The sequence below is a fragment of the Pseudoflavonifractor sp. An184 genome (genome assembly GCF_002160305.1).
Classification (GTDB): Bacteria; Bacillota; Clostridia; order Oscillospirales; family Oscillospiraceae; genus Lawsonibacter; species Lawsonibacter pullicola.
Genome location: NZ_NFKI01000059.1, coordinates 1 through 18,152, shown reverse-complemented (window position 1 = coordinate 18,152; position 18,152 = coordinate 1). Strand labels below are relative to the sequence as shown.

12 protein-coding genes are annotated in these 18,152 nt (G+C 52.6%); 11 read left to right on the top strand and 1 reads right to left on the bottom strand.

The window, feature by feature from the left end:
• Window positions 1-166: 166 nt before the first annotated feature.
• Complete coding sequence (locus B5F19_RS14260) at window positions 167-3,250, bottom strand: S-layer homology domain-containing protein (protein WP_162612591.1); 3,084 nt, start codon at window positions 3,248-3,250, stop codon at window positions 167-169.
• A gap of 1,605 nt (window positions 3,251-4,855) precedes the next feature.
• On the opposite strand from B5F19_RS14260, the gene B5F19_RS14255 reads away from it, so the two are divergent.
• From B5F19_RS14255 to B5F19_RS14205, 11 genes are all read left to right on the top strand, one after another.
• Window positions 4,856-5,995, top strand: a complete 1,140-nt coding sequence (locus tag B5F19_RS14255) for a glycosyltransferase (protein ID WP_087291612.1) — start codon at window positions 4,856-4,858, stop codon at window positions 5,993-5,995.
• 181 nt (window positions 5,996-6,176) lie between these two features.
• Window positions 6,177-7,031, top strand: a complete 855-nt coding sequence (locus B5F19_RS14250) for a DUF4422 domain-containing protein (RefSeq protein WP_162612590.1) — start codon at window positions 6,177-6,179, stop codon at window positions 7,029-7,031.
• Window positions 7,032-8,042 carry a glycosyltransferase family 2 protein gene (locus tag B5F19_RS14245; RefSeq protein ID WP_087291608.1) on the top strand — a complete coding sequence of 337 codons (1,011 nt, stop codon included), beginning with the start codon at window positions 7,032-7,034 and terminating at the stop codon, window positions 8,040-8,042.
• A gap of 26 nt (window positions 8,043-8,068) precedes the next feature.
• Window positions 8,069-9,208, top strand: a complete 1,140-nt coding sequence (locus tag B5F19_RS14240; RefSeq protein WP_140394243.1) for a hypothetical protein — start codon at window positions 8,069-8,071, stop codon at window positions 9,206-9,208.
• Window positions 9,209-9,231: 23 nt separating this feature from the next.
• Entirely contained in the window at window positions 9,232-11,388 is a 2,157-nt protein-coding gene (locus B5F19_RS14235) for a glycosyltransferase (RefSeq protein WP_162612589.1), read from the top strand.
• 2 nt (window positions 11,389-11,390) lie between these two features.
• Window positions 11,391-12,518: a glycosyltransferase family 2 protein gene (locus B5F19_RS14230; protein ID WP_087291602.1), complete on the top strand. Its 1,128-nt coding sequence runs from the start codon at window positions 11,391-11,393 to the stop codon at window positions 12,516-12,518.
• Window positions 12,519-12,523: 5 nt separating this feature from the next.
• On the top strand, window positions 12,524-13,756 hold the full coding sequence (locus B5F19_RS14225) for a nucleotide sugar dehydrogenase (RefSeq protein WP_140394244.1): 1,233 nt from the start codon (window positions 12,524-12,526) through the stop codon (window positions 13,754-13,756).
• A 12-nt stretch (window positions 13,757-13,768) separates the two neighbouring features.
• Window positions 13,769-14,536 (top strand): ABC transporter permease, encoded by a 768-nt coding sequence (locus B5F19_RS14220; RefSeq protein WP_204248337.1) that lies wholly within the window; start codon window positions 13,769-13,771, stop codon window positions 14,534-14,536.
• Between the two features lie 12 nt (window positions 14,537-14,548).
• Window positions 14,549-15,313 carry an ABC transporter ATP-binding protein gene (locus B5F19_RS14215; protein WP_087291596.1) on the top strand — a complete coding sequence of 255 codons (765 nt, stop codon included), beginning with the start codon at window positions 14,549-14,551 and terminating at the stop codon, window positions 15,311-15,313.
• Window positions 15,314-15,409: 96 nt separating this feature from the next.
• A complete protein-coding gene (locus B5F19_RS14210) occupies window positions 15,410-17,056 on the top strand; it encodes a glycosyltransferase family 39 protein (protein WP_087291594.1) in 1,647 nt (548 codons plus the stop codon).
• Between the two features lies 1 nt (window position 17,057).
• Entirely contained in the window at window positions 17,058-18,014 is a 957-nt protein-coding gene (locus tag B5F19_RS14205) for a glycosyltransferase family 2 protein (RefSeq protein ID WP_087291592.1), read from the top strand.
• Window positions 18,015-18,152: the final 138 nt, after the last annotated feature.

Sequence of the window (18,152 nt, the reverse complement as noted above, 5' to 3'; positions counted from 1 at the left end):
CTTGTTTGAACTCCCCTGTGTATCTTTTATTTGGTTTCCCTTTTGGCATAAAACAACACCCCATTCGTTAGTAGTATACCATACTGTCTAACAATTGGGGTGCTGTTCAATCCCGCGGTGCGTTTCAGTCTGCTCTCCTCGATAGGAGTCATTTCTCTGCTTTGCGTTACTTCTGTACGTTCTCGCCGAACTGCATCAGGATGGTGGCAGCCTCGGCGCGGGTGATGGTTCCGGTGGGCACGATGGTGCTGGCAGTGCGGCCGTTCATCAGGCCGACCGCATTGGCCCAGCTCACAGCCTCCACAGCCCAGTCGGAGATGCTCGCGTAGTCCGCATAGGAGGACAGCTGCGCGCTTCTCTGGCTGGTCTCATAGCCAGCGTACTGGGCGTAGCGGTACATCATCAGAGCCATCTGCTCACGGGTGATGGGGTCGTTGGCCCCGAACACGCCGTTGCCGTAACCGCCCACAATACCCTCACCAGCGGCCCAAGCCACGGCCTCAGCGTAGTAATCGCTGCCGCTCACATCGGTAAAGGGATTGGCTCCGCCGTTGGGGGAACCGGCCAGCCGCCACAGGATGGTGGCGATCATGCCGCGGGTGGTGCCCACATTGGGGCCGAAGGTGGTGGCGGCGGTGCCGCTCATCAGACCGTTGTCATAGACGTAGACCACAGCGTCATAGAACCAGTCGCCAGCGGATACGTCCACGAAGGGCTCCGCAGCTTCCTCGCCGCCCTCTTCCACGAAGGTGGCCTTCACGGTCACCCGGGAGGCAGGCATCTCGAAGGTGTAGCGGCCGTTGCTGCCGCGGTTCAGATTGATCTTATCCCCGTTGGCCGCGGTCACCGTGAGGGTATCCAGAACGTAGCCCTTGTCGGGGGTTACGGTCAGGGTCACGGTGTCGCCCTTGGCGGCGCGGCTCACATTGGCTTCCACATCGCCGTTGTCACTGTTCTTCACAGTCACGGAGTACCGGGTGGTGCTGCTGGAGCCGGACCCGGAACCGCCGCCGGAGCTTCTCTCATAAGGAGTGATGGTTCCGGTGAGGATGTTGTAGTTGTCGGTGTCCTCAGGGGTGAAGGTCCAGCCGTAGGCGGTGTTGGCCTCCACTACGGTGTCGTCCCCGTCGTCCCAGACAATCGCACCACGAATGGCGATGGTGCCCTTGTTCAGCGCCGCGTCGGCCAGAGTGTGGCCGGAGCCGGTGATGGCGGTGTAGCTGGGCTCGCCGTCGGGGTCCGCCTTGTTGATGGTGACCAGAACGGTGTCCTTCACTGTCTCATAGACGTCCAGGTCGCTGGGCGTGAAGACCACGATCTTGTTGCCGCTGTCCTTCACATTAATCAGCGCCTGATTGGCCAGGAAGGACCAAATGCCCTCCACGCTGGCCGTACCCTTGATCTCGCTGTCCGCGACATCCTTGCCGGTATAGGTGGTAATGATGTCCTCAACAGAAATCACAGGAACATATTTGTCGGTGATCCGAAGCACCATGGTGACGGTCACGTCCTCATAGTTCTGGCTGGCGACGGTGACAGGGACCTCAATGCTCTGCACATCGTCCTCTGTGAGATCCTCGGCCAGCTGGTACACGAAGGTGTCCTCCCGTACGCTGTAAATCGCGTCGCCGCCCACAGCTTCTTCGGTCAAGGCCACCTCCAGATCGCCGGCATTGACCGGCATCAGCCCGGACAGGTCGAAGGTCTTTTCGGCGGTGTCATCAAAGCGCACCGGCAGCGTCCAGTCCTCGATGACCGGAGCGGGCGCCTTGGTGATCACACCGTTCTCCAGGGTGATGGTTCCGTTGGTCAGGGTGTAGTTGGGGGTGTTCAGAGTAATGGTGACGGTGACGGTCTTGCCGGTGCCCGCATTGGGATCGTCAAAGACAGCCTTCGCCTCATAGGCCACTGTGGTTTCTCCGTTCACCAGACCGTCAAAGGTCACACTGACCTCCGCATCGGTGGTGCCGTCAAAGACCTTTTCGACCGCCTCAGCGGCAGCGGTAATGGCCTTGGGGGACACAGTCAGCTTATAGCTCTTTGTGGTAGCGGCGTACTTGCCGTCCACACCGTCGGCGGTGACGGAGATCGTGGTCTCGCCCGCCCCCAGGATAGTCACTTTACCCGTGTTATCCACGGTAGCGACCTCTTTGTTGCTGCTGTCGTAGGTCAATTCCTGGTCACCGTCCGCCGTGGCGTTGGTGGCCGCGTTCTCAAAGGCGTCGCCATAAGTGGCGGTCTGGTCGCCCTCCTTGGCGAAGGAGACCTCCTGACCGGGCAGAGCGCTCACCTTCACGGTGGCGGTGGCGGCGGCCTCCTTATAATTGGCGGTGGCAGGAGCAGTCACAGTGATGGTGGCCGTGCCCTCGCCCACAGGAGTGACCACGCCGGTGCTGCTTACGGTAGCGACCTTTTCGTCGCTGGTGGCATAGGTGTAAGTACGGCTCTCGGTCTCGGGAGCAGTATCGGTCACCTTGACCTGAGCGGTCGCGCCGCCCACATACAGCTCGGGAAGAGCCTCCACGGTGATGGTGCGGTCGGCCTTCTCGATGACAAAGCTCACGGACTTGCTGCCCGTCATGCCGTTCACGGTGGTGGTAGCCGTGAGGGTATAAGAGCCCGCCTCAGTCACGGTGCTGTTCAGGGTCACCGTCTGGGCCGCACCGTTGTCCTTAGACAGGGTGTAGGTGAACGTGGGGGCAGCGCCCGTGCCGGTATAGGTCGCCGGGTTCGCAAAGTAGTTCAGGGCAAACCCCTGGCCGGTATACGCCGCCTCGCTGTTCTTCAGGGTAAAGTTGATGTGGCCCGCCACATCGTTCTTCTCCCATTTAGCCACCAGAGTGGCGTCCTCGGAGAAGATCGTGGTGCTGGCGCTGCCCGGAAGGACCTTCTGGTCATTCCAATACCAGCCCAGGAACGCATACCCATCCCGGATGGGAGTGGGCAGAGGCTTATTGTCGTTCACCAGTCTGCCGTTGGTGTCCGTCTCATAGGTGTCGGAAGCGCCTGCGGGCAGGGTGCCGCCGTTGGGGTCCAGGGTGATGGTGAAGGTGGGCGCCGAGATGCTTCCCTCCACGACCGTCACACCGGGGATACGGTCAGTGCCCTGATTGTTGTCAGAATCGCGCCACGTGATGTAGCCATAGTCGTTGGCAGAACTGTCTGTCCAATAGGCAGAAGCGCCCTCGGTCAGGACTGTAAAGCCCTCTGTGCTGTATTTTTCGTAGGTACTTTTGAGCGGCTTGTCCAACCGCACCCGCACTCCGCCAATGTAGCGGTCAACTAAGGCATCATTCTCCGATTCAACACAGGTTTGGGTTGTACCCGCAATAAAGCTGCCAGCACGGGTAGTCAGGGTGACCGTTTTGTCAGGACCCCAATATCCAGAATCAGGATTGGAGAGATCCTCCAAAATGGCGGCGTTTTCAACCGCTATTACTGATCCCCGACTTCCCACCTCAATAGTCGAATCTGTTGTCATAATCCAGATCGCTGGGTCGTCTCCATTGGCTATAACACTGCCGTTCTCAATAACGATTTCTGCGCCATTGCCATCATATAGGTTGCCCGACGATGCCAAAATACCGCAGCCGCCTTCCACAGTTCCGCCGCCAGTGACAGTCACGCTCGCTGCATTGAGGCTGCTAAGCAAAATGCCATACATACCGCCGCTTACAGTGCCACCTCTTACTGTAATGTCCGGAGCCCCTGCACTAACTGAGATACCACTACCGCCTATCTCACCAGCACCAGAAACCGTACCGGAAACCTCTATCCAACCAATCGACTTCGTACTTACGATGCCAGATTGCCCGCCTTCTACGGTACCGGAGACTTCAATGGAAGTAACGCCGGTGTTGCCGCCTACAGTAACACCGTTTGCCGAGCCGCGTAGGATACCTCTAGAAGTAACCTCCAGAGACATATACTTCACAACGTCGGTATCAAGATAAAGTGCGGTACCATTCTCGCTAATAATGGAACCACTCACTGTAATCTCAGGGCCACCGTACTGGACCATAACCGAGCCATTTATATTCGCCGCTAAATTAATTTTGTCCGCTGCGCTGCCGTCCAAAACCATGGTTCGATTTCCGAGCGAAACGGAACCGCCGATGGTAACAGTACCGCCGCTCTCACGCGCATAAAGTGTCCCTCTGCCTCCATTGTAATCCTCATCAATTTGTTCAATAGTACTCACAATGGGGTTTTTGGTTTCCGCCGCCAGCGCGGACACCGGCAGCAGCGTCAGCACCATGCACAGCGTCATGAGCACTGACAAAACTCGTTTTCTCATATGATTTCCTCCTTATGCTAAGATTCGTCTTTCGGAAGAATAACTCTTTGTATCACCTCCACGCCGCCGCATCCAAGAGGAAATGGAACCCTTCCGCCGTTCTCAATGGGGAGCGGCAGAAAGCATCCGGCCGCTTTCACTCCGGCGCGGCCTCCGGGGATAAAACAGCGCGGGGACCGGCCCGGGCCCACCACCTCCCGCTCCGGCTCCGCGCCGCGATTTTCGCGCCCGGAAGTTACGGTTTCAGTTTATCATAACTTTCTAAAAATACAATATGCTGGCTGCATAGTGTCTAATATCGCGATTTTTTGACGATTTTCGCAACATTATCATAAAAATCAGAGTTCCGCTGCCTTTTCGGCGTCTTTGTCGTACATTTATTCGAATTTTCCGCGCCTTACCATCTGGTCAAGCCCCGCATTTTTTCATTTTCCATTTATTTTTTCTTTGCTTACAGCCGTTTTCTGCTGGAAACCATACTTTTTTACATAGACTTCTCCGCCCCCCCATGGTATAATCAACCCAAAGCAGTTCCGCCGTTAGAAAACGAGGTCTTTTATGTCCCACAAAATTCTCTTTACCGCCTCTACCTTTTCCCACATCGCCAATTTTCACCGCCCCTATCTGGCGCAGTTTGTCCGGCTGGGCTGGGAGGTCCATGTGGCCTGCGGCGGACCGGAGCGGGACATTCCAGAGGCCCAACGGATCATACATATTCCTCTCGAAAAGAGTATGACTTCCCCCAAAAACTGGCAGGCGGTCCGCCTGCTGCGCCGTATGGTCCGGGAGGAGGGCTACGCCCTGGTGAGCTGCCACACCTCCCTGGCCTCGTTTTTCACCCGTCTGGCTGTGATGGGGCTTCGGGAGCGGCCTCTGGTGGCCTGCACCAGCCACGGCTACCTGTTTGACGGCCAGTCCGCTCCGGTCAAGCGCGCCCTGCTGTCCGGGGCCGAGCGGATAACCGCCCCGGTCACGGACCTGCTGATGACCATGAACGACTGGGACGGCCGCTACGCCCGGAAACACCGCCTGGGCCGCAGGACCGTCCAGATCCCCGGCATGGGGGTGGACTTCTCCCGCCTGGACGCCTGTCCGCCGGAGGAGGGGGCCGCCCTGCGGCGGGATCTGGGGCTCGGCCCGGAGCGGTTTCTCTTCCTCTACGCCGCCGAGTTCTCCCCCCGGAAGAGCCAGGCCCACCTGATCCGGGCCCTGTCCCTCCTGCCGGAGGCCGCGGTGCTGGCCCTGCCCGGAGAAGGGGCCCTGCGGGAGGACTGTATCCGCCTCTCGGAGGAGCTGGGCCTGGGTGGCCGGGTCATCTTCCCCGGCCAGGTGTCCGACATGCCCCGGTGGTACGCCGCCGCCGACGGAGCCGTCTCCGCCAGCCGCAGCGAGGGGCTCCCCTTCAACATCATGGAGGCCATGTACGCCGGGCTTCCCATCGCCGCCTCAGCGGTCAAGGGGCACACGGACCTGATCCGCCCCGGAGAAACCGGACTGCTCTTTCCCTACGGCGACTGGATGGCCTGCGGAGAGGCGATGTCCGCCCTGCTCCGGGACCGGACATGGTCCGCCCAGCTGGGCGCCCAGGCCCATGAGGCGGTCCTCTCCTACGGCCTGGACCGGGTCCTGCCCCAGGTCATGGAGCAGTACCAGCGCCTCCTCCCGCTGGAGGAGCGCCAGCCCGCCGCGCTGGGGTAAGAAACTTTTCCGCTTCCCCCGCCCCGGCCTTGCGGTCCCGCTCTTTTTGTGTTAAACTGTCGTTGTTTTGGAAATCTTTCCCCATTTTCCCGCCCCGGCGGGCCCCTGGTATGTCTCTCAGGGCGCGGGGTTACACTAACGCTGAAAACTGGTTTTATCTCACTGGAAAGAGGGTGCTTTTTTGGCAAAGATCCAGCTGTTTGTGTGCTGTCACCAGCCCAGCTTTGTGCCGGAGCACCCTCTTCTCGTTCCCATCCAGGTGGGGGCCGCTCTGGCGGAGGAGCGCTTCCCCGGCTTTTTGCAGGACGACGTGGGAGCGGACAACCTCTCCGCCAAAAACCGCTCCTACTGCGAGCTGACGGCGCAATACTGGGCCTGGAAGCACGCGGAGGCGGATTTTTACGGCTTTTTCCACTACCGGCGCTACCTCTACCCGGAGCCGGAGGCCAGGCTCCCCTACCGGCTGGAGCGGTCCCCCGCTCCGGAGGTCCTGGACCGGCTGGGCTACGGGCGGTTCGGGGAGCTGATCGTCCGGTACGATGTGATCCTCCCCAAGGGGGAGAACATGCATCTCCCGGTGTGGAAGCACTACGCCCAGGCGCCCTTCCACCACGGGGAGGACCTGTCCCTTGTCCGGGACATCCTGCTGGAACGGCACCCGGAGTTTGCCGGGGCGGCGGAGGCGTATCTGAACGGGAGCGTGTGCTATTTCGGCAACCTGTTCATTATGCGCAGAGCAGTTTTCCAAGCCTACTGCGCGTGGCTGTTCCCGCTGCTGGCGGAATTTGACGCCCGGGCGGACACCTCCGGCTACTCCCCCCAGGAGCGGCGGGTGGACGGCTACCTGGCGGAGCGTCTGCTGGGGATCTACGCCGCCCAGCTGCGCCGGGAGGGCGGCGTGCGTATGCTGGAACTGCCCCGGGTGCACTTTCTCTCCCGGGAAGACTACTTCCGGCAGCGGCTGCTGAACGCGGCGCTCCCCCCGGGGAGCCGGCGGCGCAGCGTGGTCAAGGGGCTGAGAGGGGGGCGTGGTTAGATGCCGCAGGTTTCCGTGGTCATCCCGGTCTACAACATCGAGGCCCATCTGCGGCAATGCCTGGACAGCGTGGCGGGGCAGACCCTCTCCGACCTGGAGGTCGTCTGTGTGGACGACGGCTCCACCGACGCTTCTCCGGCCATTTTGGAGGAGTATGCGCAAAAGGACCCCCGCTTCCAGGTGATACGGCAGGCCAACGCCGGTCCCGGCGCGGCCCGCAACCGGGGCATGGAGCGCTCCTCGGGCCGGTATCTCATTTTTCTGGACTCGGACGACTGGTTCGAGCCGGACTTTCTGGAGCGCATGACGGCCCGTGCGGATGAGACCGGCGCGGACGTGACCATCTGCCGCGCGGACGAGTTTGACACCCACAGCGGACAGGTCTACGACGGGAGCTGGATGCTGAAGACCCAGCTGCTCCCCGGGGCGGTGTTCTCCCCCCGGGAGGCCGCCGGGGCGGTGTTCCAGTTCACCTATGGCTGGCCGTGGGACAAGCTGTACCGGCGGGACTATATTTTAAAGGAGAAGTTCCGGTATCCGGACCTGGCGGTGTCTCAGGACCTGGTGTTCGTCTACCCCAGCGTGTTCTGCGCCGGGCGCATCGCCGTTTTGGACCGGGTGCTCATCCACCACCGGGTCAACCGGCTCGCGTCGGTGTCCAACTCCCGTTCAAAAACGCCGGAGGCCTCGTATCAGGCGCTGAAGCTGGTGGAGGCGTGTCTGGAGGAGCGCGGGCTGATGGAGATTTACCGGCAGAGCTTCCTCAACTGGGCCATGGAGTTTCTGGTGTGGCACGTGTGCAGCATCGGAGACCGGGCGGTCCAGCGGCGGTATTTCCGGGTCCTGCGCCAGAGCTGGCTTCCGGAGCAGCACTTTGACCGGTATCCCAAACGTTATTTTACAAACCGGACGGTTTTCGCCAAGTACCGCTTGGCCAAGTATGCGCCGTATCCGGTTTTTTCCGCCATATTGCGGTTCTATAAAGCCATCAAAGGCCGCCGCGCGGCATGAGGCGGCCCCATGAGAAAGGAGTCCTCGTGAGTTTTAAAGATCTACTCAAACGCATTCTTCCGCCCCCGGTCCACGCGTTCAACCGAGAGGTGGCCCGGATTTTGGACGCGGTGGATCAGAGCCGCCGGGAGACCGACGCCCTGCGGGAGCTGATCGCCGCCCAGGGGAACAGCCTGGACCAGCTCCGCCGCCAGCTGGACGCGGAGCGGGCGCGCCGCCTCCAGTGGGAGTCCCAGGCCCGGGACGAGTGGCGGGCGCAGCAGCAGGCCGCCCTGGACAAGGCCCTGGAGGGCCAGGCCAAGACCCTGGCCGCCCTGTCCCAGTCCCTGGAGCAGTCCGCCGCCGGACTGCAAAAGCAGACGGACGCGCTGGCGGAGGCCTTCGCCGCCGGACGGGAGCAGATGGCCACCCGTCAGCAGGCAGATGCCCTGAACAAGCGGGCAGAAATCCTGGCAGACACGGCGGAAAAAGCCCGCAGGCAGGCCGCGGACAGCGCCCGCCACGCCTCCGAGGCGGTGTGGGCCCAGATTTTCAACAACACCATCTCCGAAAGCCTGTGGCTGAAGGACAAGACCTTCTCCCCCGGGCGGTGGGCGGTGGGTTACCCCTATCTGTATGTCATGTACCGGGTGCTCAACGAGACACGGCCCAAGCGCATCCTGGAACTGGGCCTGGGCCAGTCCACCCGCATGATCGCCCAGTATGCCGCCGCCTTCCAGGATGTGGAGCATATTGTGGTGGAACACGACCCGGAGTGGGTGGAGTTCTTCTGCAATGACTTCCCCCTTCCCAAAAATACAAAGGTCGTCATGCTGGAGCGGGAAATGGTCCCTTATAAAGACGCGGAGTCCGTCCGCGTATTCAAAGGTTTCAAGGAAACTTTCCAGGGACAGCAGTTCGATTTTATTTCTGTGGACGCGCCGTTTGGAGGCGATATGAAGCAGTATTCCAGAATTGACGTGCTGAACCTGATTCCCGATGGATTACGTGAGAAGTTCGTCATTATGGTGGATGACTGCAATCGGATCGGGGAAATAAATACTGTTCAGGAAATAGAGCGATTCCTTGCTCAGAGCCAAATTAAGTACCAAATGGGCAGATATTCTGGCGATAAAATCAGCGTTTTATTTTGCCCTGAACGAATGGACTTTTTATGCTCTATGTAACTAATGAAAGTGGAGTGTGTAAAATGACGTATGACAACCCTAGAGTCTCCGTTATCATGCCGTCTTTAAATGTAGCAAACTATATTCGTGAATGCATAGAAAGTGTTATAAAGCAATCTTTAAATGATATTGAGATTATTTGTGTTGATGCTGGCTCTACAGATGGAACATGGGAAATTTTGCAAGAGTATGCTCGGGCGGATAGTCGTATCAGATTAATTCATTCTGATAGAAAAAGTTATGGCTATCAGATGAATCTTGGCTTGGCAGCCGCTAAAGGAAAATATATCGGTATCGTTGAAACTGATGATTACGCTGCTGTCGATATGTTTGAAACATTATATTTAGCAGCAGAATCTCACCAAGCGGACTTTGTCAAATCAAACTATTATTGGTATACAACGAAACCATCAGTCCAAAATAAACCATTTAATAATCTGGCCAAATGTAAAAAAGAGGCTGTCTTTTGTCCGCTTGAGGATAAAACTATTTTTACTGTAACTCCGTCTATTTGGAGTGGTATTTATTCCCGCCAGATGCTTTTTGAAAATAATATCCAGTTTAATGAAACTCCGGGGGCCTCATACCAAGATACATCTTTCCACTTTATGGTTTGTACGGTCTCTAAACGCTGTTATCTGTTGGATCAATACTTCCTCCATTATCGTCGCGATAATGAAAATTCCTCTGTTAATTCTCCGGGAAAAGTCTTTTGTGTTAGCGATGAAATGCACTATTATGAGGAATTTTTATCAAAGAATTCTGAATATAAAGCGTGTATTGAACCGTTTTATATGGCTTTAAAATATGAAAAGTATCGCTGGAATTATGCGCGATTAGCGCCACAATTTCAATGGGAATTTTTGGAATTATTTTACAAAGAATTTCAAGAAGCAAAAAAACATGGACTATTACAACAAGAGCTGTTTCCTCCAACTCATTGGGGCACTTTAACACAAATTCTTGAAAATCCAATTCGTTATTTTCAAAATAGCTGTAAAATTTATTCTACGCGGCCTACTTTATCTACTGTTTTTCCTTTTGAGATACTTCGTACTGCATCTTGTGCAAAACCGAAAGTATCCATTATTATTCCGGTGTATAATTATGCGCAATATGTTGGTGAAACGATTAATAGTTTGACCTCACAATCTCTGCATGACATTGAAATTATATGTGTCAACGATGGTTCTACTGATACAACATTAGATATTTTATTAGATTATGCGTCTAAGGATTCTCGCATTTCGGTAATTAATCAAATCAATAAAGGTCAATCAGCGGCAAGAAATGTAGGTATTTCTGTAGCGCATGGACAATATGTTTATTTCTTGGACAGCGACGATCTATTGGAACATGATGCCTTAGAAAACTTAGTTGATATTGCTGTAGAAAGAAACTTAGATGTACTTTATTTTGATGGAACATCGTTCTTTGAGCCTCCTGAATTAAAGCAGAAGCACCCATATTATCTGACTGCATATGAATATAATGTAGAACTTCCCGATGTGCTTACGGGAAAAGCACTTTTTTGCCGGATGAAAAAGGACAAAAAGTATCGTCCAACTGCGTGCCTAGCCATTTATTCCCGGGACTATTTAAATAAACAAAACCTTCGATTTATTGAAGGAATTTACCATGAAGATAATCCATTTAGCTTTGCATGTATGTTAAACGCGGAGCGAGTAGCGCATATTACTGAAAAATATTTGTTGCGGCGAGTCCATATCAATTCTACAATGACTTCACAAAAGTCATTTTTGCACTTGTATGGATATCTGACTGCTTTTTTAGATATGCAGAAAACAGCGCTCGGCATTTCGTACGATAAAGAAACATATTTTTTTATGAGGAATGAACTCTATTCTATATGTAATCTCATCCGCGGAACATATAGAGATCAAAAAGATAAAAAAATTGCTGTAGGGAAATTAAATGACGTAGAAGAGTTATATCTTAATGAATTTATTCTCATGCGAACAAATCTAAATATTCTTAAAGCTTCTTCTTCGCAAGATAAAGAGGCGGAACTTATCCGGGCCTCATTTTCCTATAAGATCGGGCGCTGTGTAACTTGGTTGCCTCGAAAAATTAGAGGATTGAGCCGCTGTTATGCAGAACATGGTTTGTCATATACTCTGCACCGTATTGTAGACCATTTAGCAGGAAGGGCCAGATAACGATGATTAAGATTTCTGTTATTATACCAGTATACAATGCTGAAAAATATTTGTATCAGTGCTTATCAAGCATTCTAACACAAACCCTTAAAGAAATTGAGATTCTTTGCATTAATGACGGATCCACTGATAATTCTGCGCATATCTTGGAAGAATTTCATGCTAAAGATGCCAGAGTTAAAATTATTACACAAAAGAATTCTGGTTCTGGAGCGGCTAGAAATAATGGATTAACACATGCAGGAGGAGAATATATTGCATTTATGGATGGAGATGACTATTATCCATCACCGTCTTGTTTAGAACGGCTGTATACAAGTGCGGTAGAGCATTCTGCATTAATATGTGGGGGATCATTACAAACAGATATTGGCACATCTATTCGTAGAGGGAAAACACAATTCCCTATGCACATCTTTACTGAAGAAAGATTTGTCCTTTATAGTGAAGTTCAATATGACTATGGATATTATCGATATATTTACAGGAAGGATTTATTAGATCACAATAATATTAGATTTCCTGATTATTTAAGATTTCAAGACCCTCCTTTTTTTGTTAAGGCAATGGTATGTGCCAAAAAATTTTATTGTATACCTGATGATGTTTATACTTATCGTTGGGGACATCAAAATGTTAATTGGAATAAGCGTCGAACGAATGATTTGGTACGTGGCTTGCTAGATAACTTAATAATCTCTTCCAAACATCAGTTAGTTCAATTGCATATCAGATGTATTGAACGACTTAATAAAGATTATTATGAGATCATAGAAAATGGCTTATATGCCTCCAATATTCAATTATTTGAGTTGTTAATAAAATTTAACTGTAATATTAATCATGAATTGATATCTTCGGAGTATGCGGAACCATATATTATAAAGCCATTGAAAAATTTTTATTTAAACAGTTTGAATCAAAAACAGACCGATTCTAATTTGAAATATAAACAACTTTATACAGATGTGGTAAACTCCGTTTCTTTTCGTGTAGGAAGGGCGATTACATTGTTTCCCCGAAAATTGCGTAATGGAATTTTGTGTTTCCAAGAGCATGGCTTTTCTTACACTTGGGATCGTCTTTTGGTGCATCTGCATATAAAGGCTGACCCATATAAGAAGGGATGAAACAGATGAAAATCGCCATTGCCGGCACTGGTTATGTAGGCCTAGCCAACGCGGTCTTGCTCTCCCAGCACAACGAGGTGACCGCGGTAGACCTGGTGCAGGCCAAGGTGGACCAGATCAACGCCAAGAAGTCCCCCCTGGCCGACCCGGAGATCGAGGACTATCTGGCCCACAAGCCCCTCCATCTCACCGCCACCACCGACGGGGACGCGGCCTACCGGGACGCGGACTTTGTGGTGGTCTCCACCCCCACCAACTACGACCCGGTGAAAAACTACTTTGACACCTCCTCGGTGGAATCGGCGGTCCGCCAGGTCATGGCCGTCAACCCCAACGCCGTCATCGTCATCAAGTCCACCGTCCCCGTGGGCTACACCCTGTCTCTGCGGGACAAGCTGTCCTGCAAGCGGCTGCTGTTCTCCCCGGAATTTCTCCGGGAGGGCCGCGCCCTGTACGACAACCTGTATCCCTCCCGCATCATCGTGGGGGCTCCGGAGGGGGACGGGGACATGGCCCGGGCGGCGGAGACCTTCGCCCATCTGCTCGCTCAGGGGGCGGAGAAAAAGGCCGTGCCCGTCCTGCTCCTCCACCCCACCGAGGCCGAGGCGGTGAAGCTCTTTGCCAACACCTACCTGGCCCTCCGGGTGGCCTTCTTCAACGAGCTGGACACCTACGCCGAGCTCCGGAGCCTGAACACCCGCCAGATCATCGAGGGGGTGTGCTACGACCCCCGCATCGGCAACTACTACAACAACCCCTCCTTCGGCTACGGCGGCTACTGCCTGCCCAAGGACACTAAGCAGCTCCGGGCCAACTTCGACCAGGTGCCCAGCAACCTCATCGGCGCCATCGTGGATGCCAACAGCACCCGCAAGGACTTCATTGCCGAGCGCATTCTGGAGAAGGCCGGCTACTACGGCCCTGGCGGCCAGGGCCGGGACGGCACCTCCGGCAACGCCTGCGTGGTGGGGCTCTACCGCCTGACCATGAAGGCCAACTCCGACAACTTCCGCCAGTCCAGCATCCAGGGCGTCATGAAGCGCCTGAAGGCCAAGGGGGTGGAGGTGGTCGTCTACGAGCCCACCCTCCAGGAGGACCGCTTCTTCGGCAGCCGGGTCATCCGGGACTTCGACGAGTTCCAGCGCGTCAGTCAGGTCATCGTGGCCAACCGGTACAGCTCCCAGCTGGAGCCCGTCATGGACAAAGTCTACACCCGCGACCTCTACTTCCGCGATTAGGAGCCCATTTCTATGTTCAATAAACTTCTGCGCCACCAGTTCCTCTTTGAGGAACTGGTCAAGCGCGATTTCAAGAAAAAATACAAGCGCACCGTGCTGGGCATGGCCTGGAGTATCCTATCCCCCCTGCTGATGCTGCTGGTCATGCGCCTGGTGTTCACCCAGTTCTTCGGCCGGGGCATGGAACACTACACCACCTACCTGTTCTGCGGCAACCTGGTGTTCTCTTATTTCAGCGAGTCCACCGGCCAGGGCATGACCTCCCTCATGGGCAACGCGGGCATCTTCACCAAGGTCAACGTGCCCAAGTACCTGTTTTTGTTCTCCAAAAACGTGCAGACCCTCATCAACTTCGGCCTGACCCTGTGCGTCTTCTTCGTGTTCTGCGTGCTGGACGGCATCACGTTCACCTGGAAGTTTATCTGCCTGCTCTACCCCATCTGCTGCCTGGTGCTGTTCAACGTGGGGGTGGGGCTCATTCTCTCCGCCATGTTCGTCTTTTTCCGGGACATCCAGTACCTGTGGAGCGTCTTTACCCAGCTGCTCATGTACATGTCCGCCATTTTCTACACCATTGACAGTTACAGCTACACGGTCCAGTGCCTCTTCCTTCTGAATCCGCTGTACCTGTTCATCCGCTACTTCCGAAAGATCGTCATTGAGGCCACCATCCCCACCATCTGGTTCCACCTGCTCATGCTGGCCGACGTGATTATCGTTTTCGGCATCGGCTGTTGGATGTACAAGAAGTACAACACCCGGTTCCTGTACTACGTCTGACGGAGGATTGTGATGAGTATTTTAGAGGTAAATCACGTGTCCATCCGCTATATGACCGGCGATTTCAAGGAGATCGGTCTGAAGGAATTCTTCATGCGGAAGCTCACCCACAACTATAAGGTCGTGGAGTTCTGGGCCGACCGGGACGTGACCTTCTCCCTGGAAAAGGGAGACATGCTGGGCATCATCGGCACCAATGGGGCGGGCAAATCCACCCTCCTGAAGGTCATCTCCGGCATTATGGAGCCCACCCAGGGCTTCGTCTGCCGGGAGGGCTCCATCGCCGCCCTGCTGGAGCTGGGCAGCGGCTTTGACGGGGATCTGACCGTCCGGGAGAACACCTACCTCCGGGGGGCCATGCTGGGCTACACCCGGAAGTTTATGGACGACACCTACAACCAGATCATCGACTTTGCCGAGCTCCAGGAATTCCAGGACCGGCCCTTCAAACAGCTCTCCTCCGGCATGAAGTCCCGCCTGGCCTTCTCCATCGCCAGCCTGGTGAACCCGGATATCCTCATTCTGGACGAGGTGCTCTCCGTGGGCGACGGCGCCTTCCGAAAAAAAAGCGAGAACAAAATGAAGGAGATCATCCACGGCGGCGCCACCACTATCCTGGTCTCCCACTCCATCGAACAGGTGCGGGAGATGTGCAGCAAGATCCTCTGGCTCCATAAGGGCCGGCAGGTGGCCTTTACCGACCAGGTGGAGGAGGTCTGCCGCCAGTATCAGCAGTTTTTGAACGGGGAGATTCCCCTTCCGGTAGAAAAATCCTAGTGCAAAATCATCCTAGCCCAACGGATTTTGTAGGGCTGGGATAAATTGCACAAACAGATTAAAAAATACCTTTCATTGTGAGGAGAGACGTGGAAAATGATACGCTCAAAAAAACAATCTATAGCAATCGTTGTATTAATTATTCTCCAGGTCCTTGTGATGATTTATTGGGGAATGCAGAAAAACGGATATCATGTTGATGAGATGTATAGTTATGGATTAGCAAATAGTTACTATACTCCCTTTATTCAACAACTGGAAGGATATGGGGAAGAGTGGATAACATCTGAAAGAATAGCAGATTTTTTGGAAGTAACAGAAGATGACCGATTTGCGTATGGTTCCGTCGTTTACAATCAGACGCAGGATGTACACCCGCCGATTTGGTATATTCTCTTTCACACCGTTTGTTCTTTCTCTGTAGGGGTGTTTTCAAAATGGCAAGGTATTATTTTAAACCTAATTTGTTTTGTAGGGATTGATATTATTTTATATTTGCTGACCAAAAGATTGTTGGATCAAAAATGTGCATTGTTGGCTGTATTTATATGGGGCTTCAGTATTGGAGCGATTAATACGGTAACATTTATCCGGATGTATGCACTGCTTTCTGCTTGGGTTATGCTGTTCCTATATGCGCATAGTTTATTATTCAGTGAATCCCAGTTGTCAAAAAATAAACTTTCATATCGAAATTTGGCTTTCCTTATGGTGACCACAATATTGGGAACGTTGACGCAATATTATTTTTTGGTTTTTGCGTTTTTTGTTTGTGGTCTGTGGTGCCTGTATCTGCTTTTGCGTAGAAAGTGGAAAATCTTGATTCAGTACGCCTGTGGAGAACTATTGGCGGTATTAATGAGCGTAGTCATTTATCCTGCATTACTCCGGCATATGTTCGGGGGATATAGGGGAGAAGCGGCGTTTTCTGCTCTGGAAAATAATGACTCTTGTATTGAATATTTGAAAACGTATTTATCTCTCTTCAGCCATTCTGTATGCTGGGGATGTTTGAAGATTTTCGGAATACTTGCAATTATATGGATATTGGTATGGGGATTCCAGCATTTCTATATGAAACTTTCTTTGAAGTATGACTGCACGACTAGAAAATTGAGAATTGTTGGAGAACGCTGTAATCATATAGATTTGCAATGGACACTGCCTAGTTGTGCTCCGTTTCTTTTGGTTCTTGTTCTGAGCAGTTGTGCATTCCTCCTTATGATAGCTCGAATTGCGCCGTATAGGGAGGACCGATATATCATGTTGCTGTTTCCTATTGCAGCAATCTATAGTTCTGCCTTGGCCATGGCGATTTCAAGTAAGATTATTTATAAATGCGGATTTAGTCTTGCGATTATTGTCTGTCTATTATTGACAATGTTTTCTTGGAAAGTTGGCACATATCATTATTTGTATACAGGTGCTTCGGAAAGAACTGAAATTACAGAACAGTATCATTTGTTACCTGTAGTTGCATTGCTCAGCAAAGATTATCGTGGAGCGACATTGGCTAATGAATTAATGGAACATCCGGCAACATTCTTTTGCTTAGAAAGTGATTTATCTCCATTACAAACCCGCTTGCAAGAACAAAACCTTTCAGGCGGATTTTTGCTTTATACCGAATCTGGTGAAGATACGCAAAATCTTGAAAATATTCAGAAATTATTTGCATCGCCTTTGAATTTTGAAAAACTTACGGGATACAGGGGCAATATCTACTTGGTGGAGGGAGCTTGACATGGCGGTAATTTCAATTATTGTCCCATGCTACAACGAGGAAGCATCCCTGCCATTTTTCCTGCCAGAGATCAAAAAGGTAGCGGATCATATGTCCGCAGCTTATAGTGTAAATCTGGATATTTTGTTTATTAATGATGGCTCCAAAGATAACACCCTGGCGGTACTTCGGGATGCTGCCGCGCATGACAGCAGAGTTCGTTATCTCTCTTTTTCCCGCAACTTTGGAAAAGAAGCTGCCATGTATGCGGGTTTTCAAAACTGTGTGGGCGACTACGCGGCGGTGATGGACGCAGATATGCAGGACCCGCCGTCGCTGCTCCCGCAGATGTATGAAATCTTGCAGACTGGAGAATATGACAGTGTAGCGACCCGTCGGGTGACCAGGAAGGGAGAACCCCCAATCCGCAGTTTCTTTGCCCGTAGTTTTTATAAACTCATCAATAAGATTTCAGACGCAGATATTGTGGATGGTGCTCGGGACTTTCGTCTTATGACCCGGCAGATGGTAGATGCCATTCTTTCCCTCTGTGAATATAACCGTTTTTCTAAGGGTATTTTTGGCTGGGTTGGCTTCCGGACCAAGTGGCTCCCGTATGAAAATATTGAGCGGGTTGCCGGGGAATCAAAGTGGTCTTTCTGGAAATTGTTTTTATATTCGCTGGAAGGAATTACCGCCTTTTCTACCGCGCCGCTTGCGATAGCCTCTATCATGGGAGTTATTTTATGTTTTATCGCGTTTTTATTTATTTGTGTGATTTTAGTCAAGACGCTGGCCTTTGGTGACCCTGTTGGCGGCTGGCCAAGCACAATGTGCGTGATTCTTTTTCTTGGGGGAATTCAGCTTTTCTGCATTGGAATTTTGGGACAGTATTTAGCGAAAACATATTTAGAGACAAAGCACCGTCCCATCTATATTATTCAGGAAACGAACGAAATTCTCACGAGGAAAGAGTAAAGAGGTAAGGATAAGTTTATGCCATCATAAAAAGGCTGGCAGGCACTTTCGTGCCTGCCAGCCTTTGTTTCCGGAAAGAGGAATTTCCGCCGAATATTACTTCGCGATATTCTCACAGAAGTTCATGAGGATCTGTGC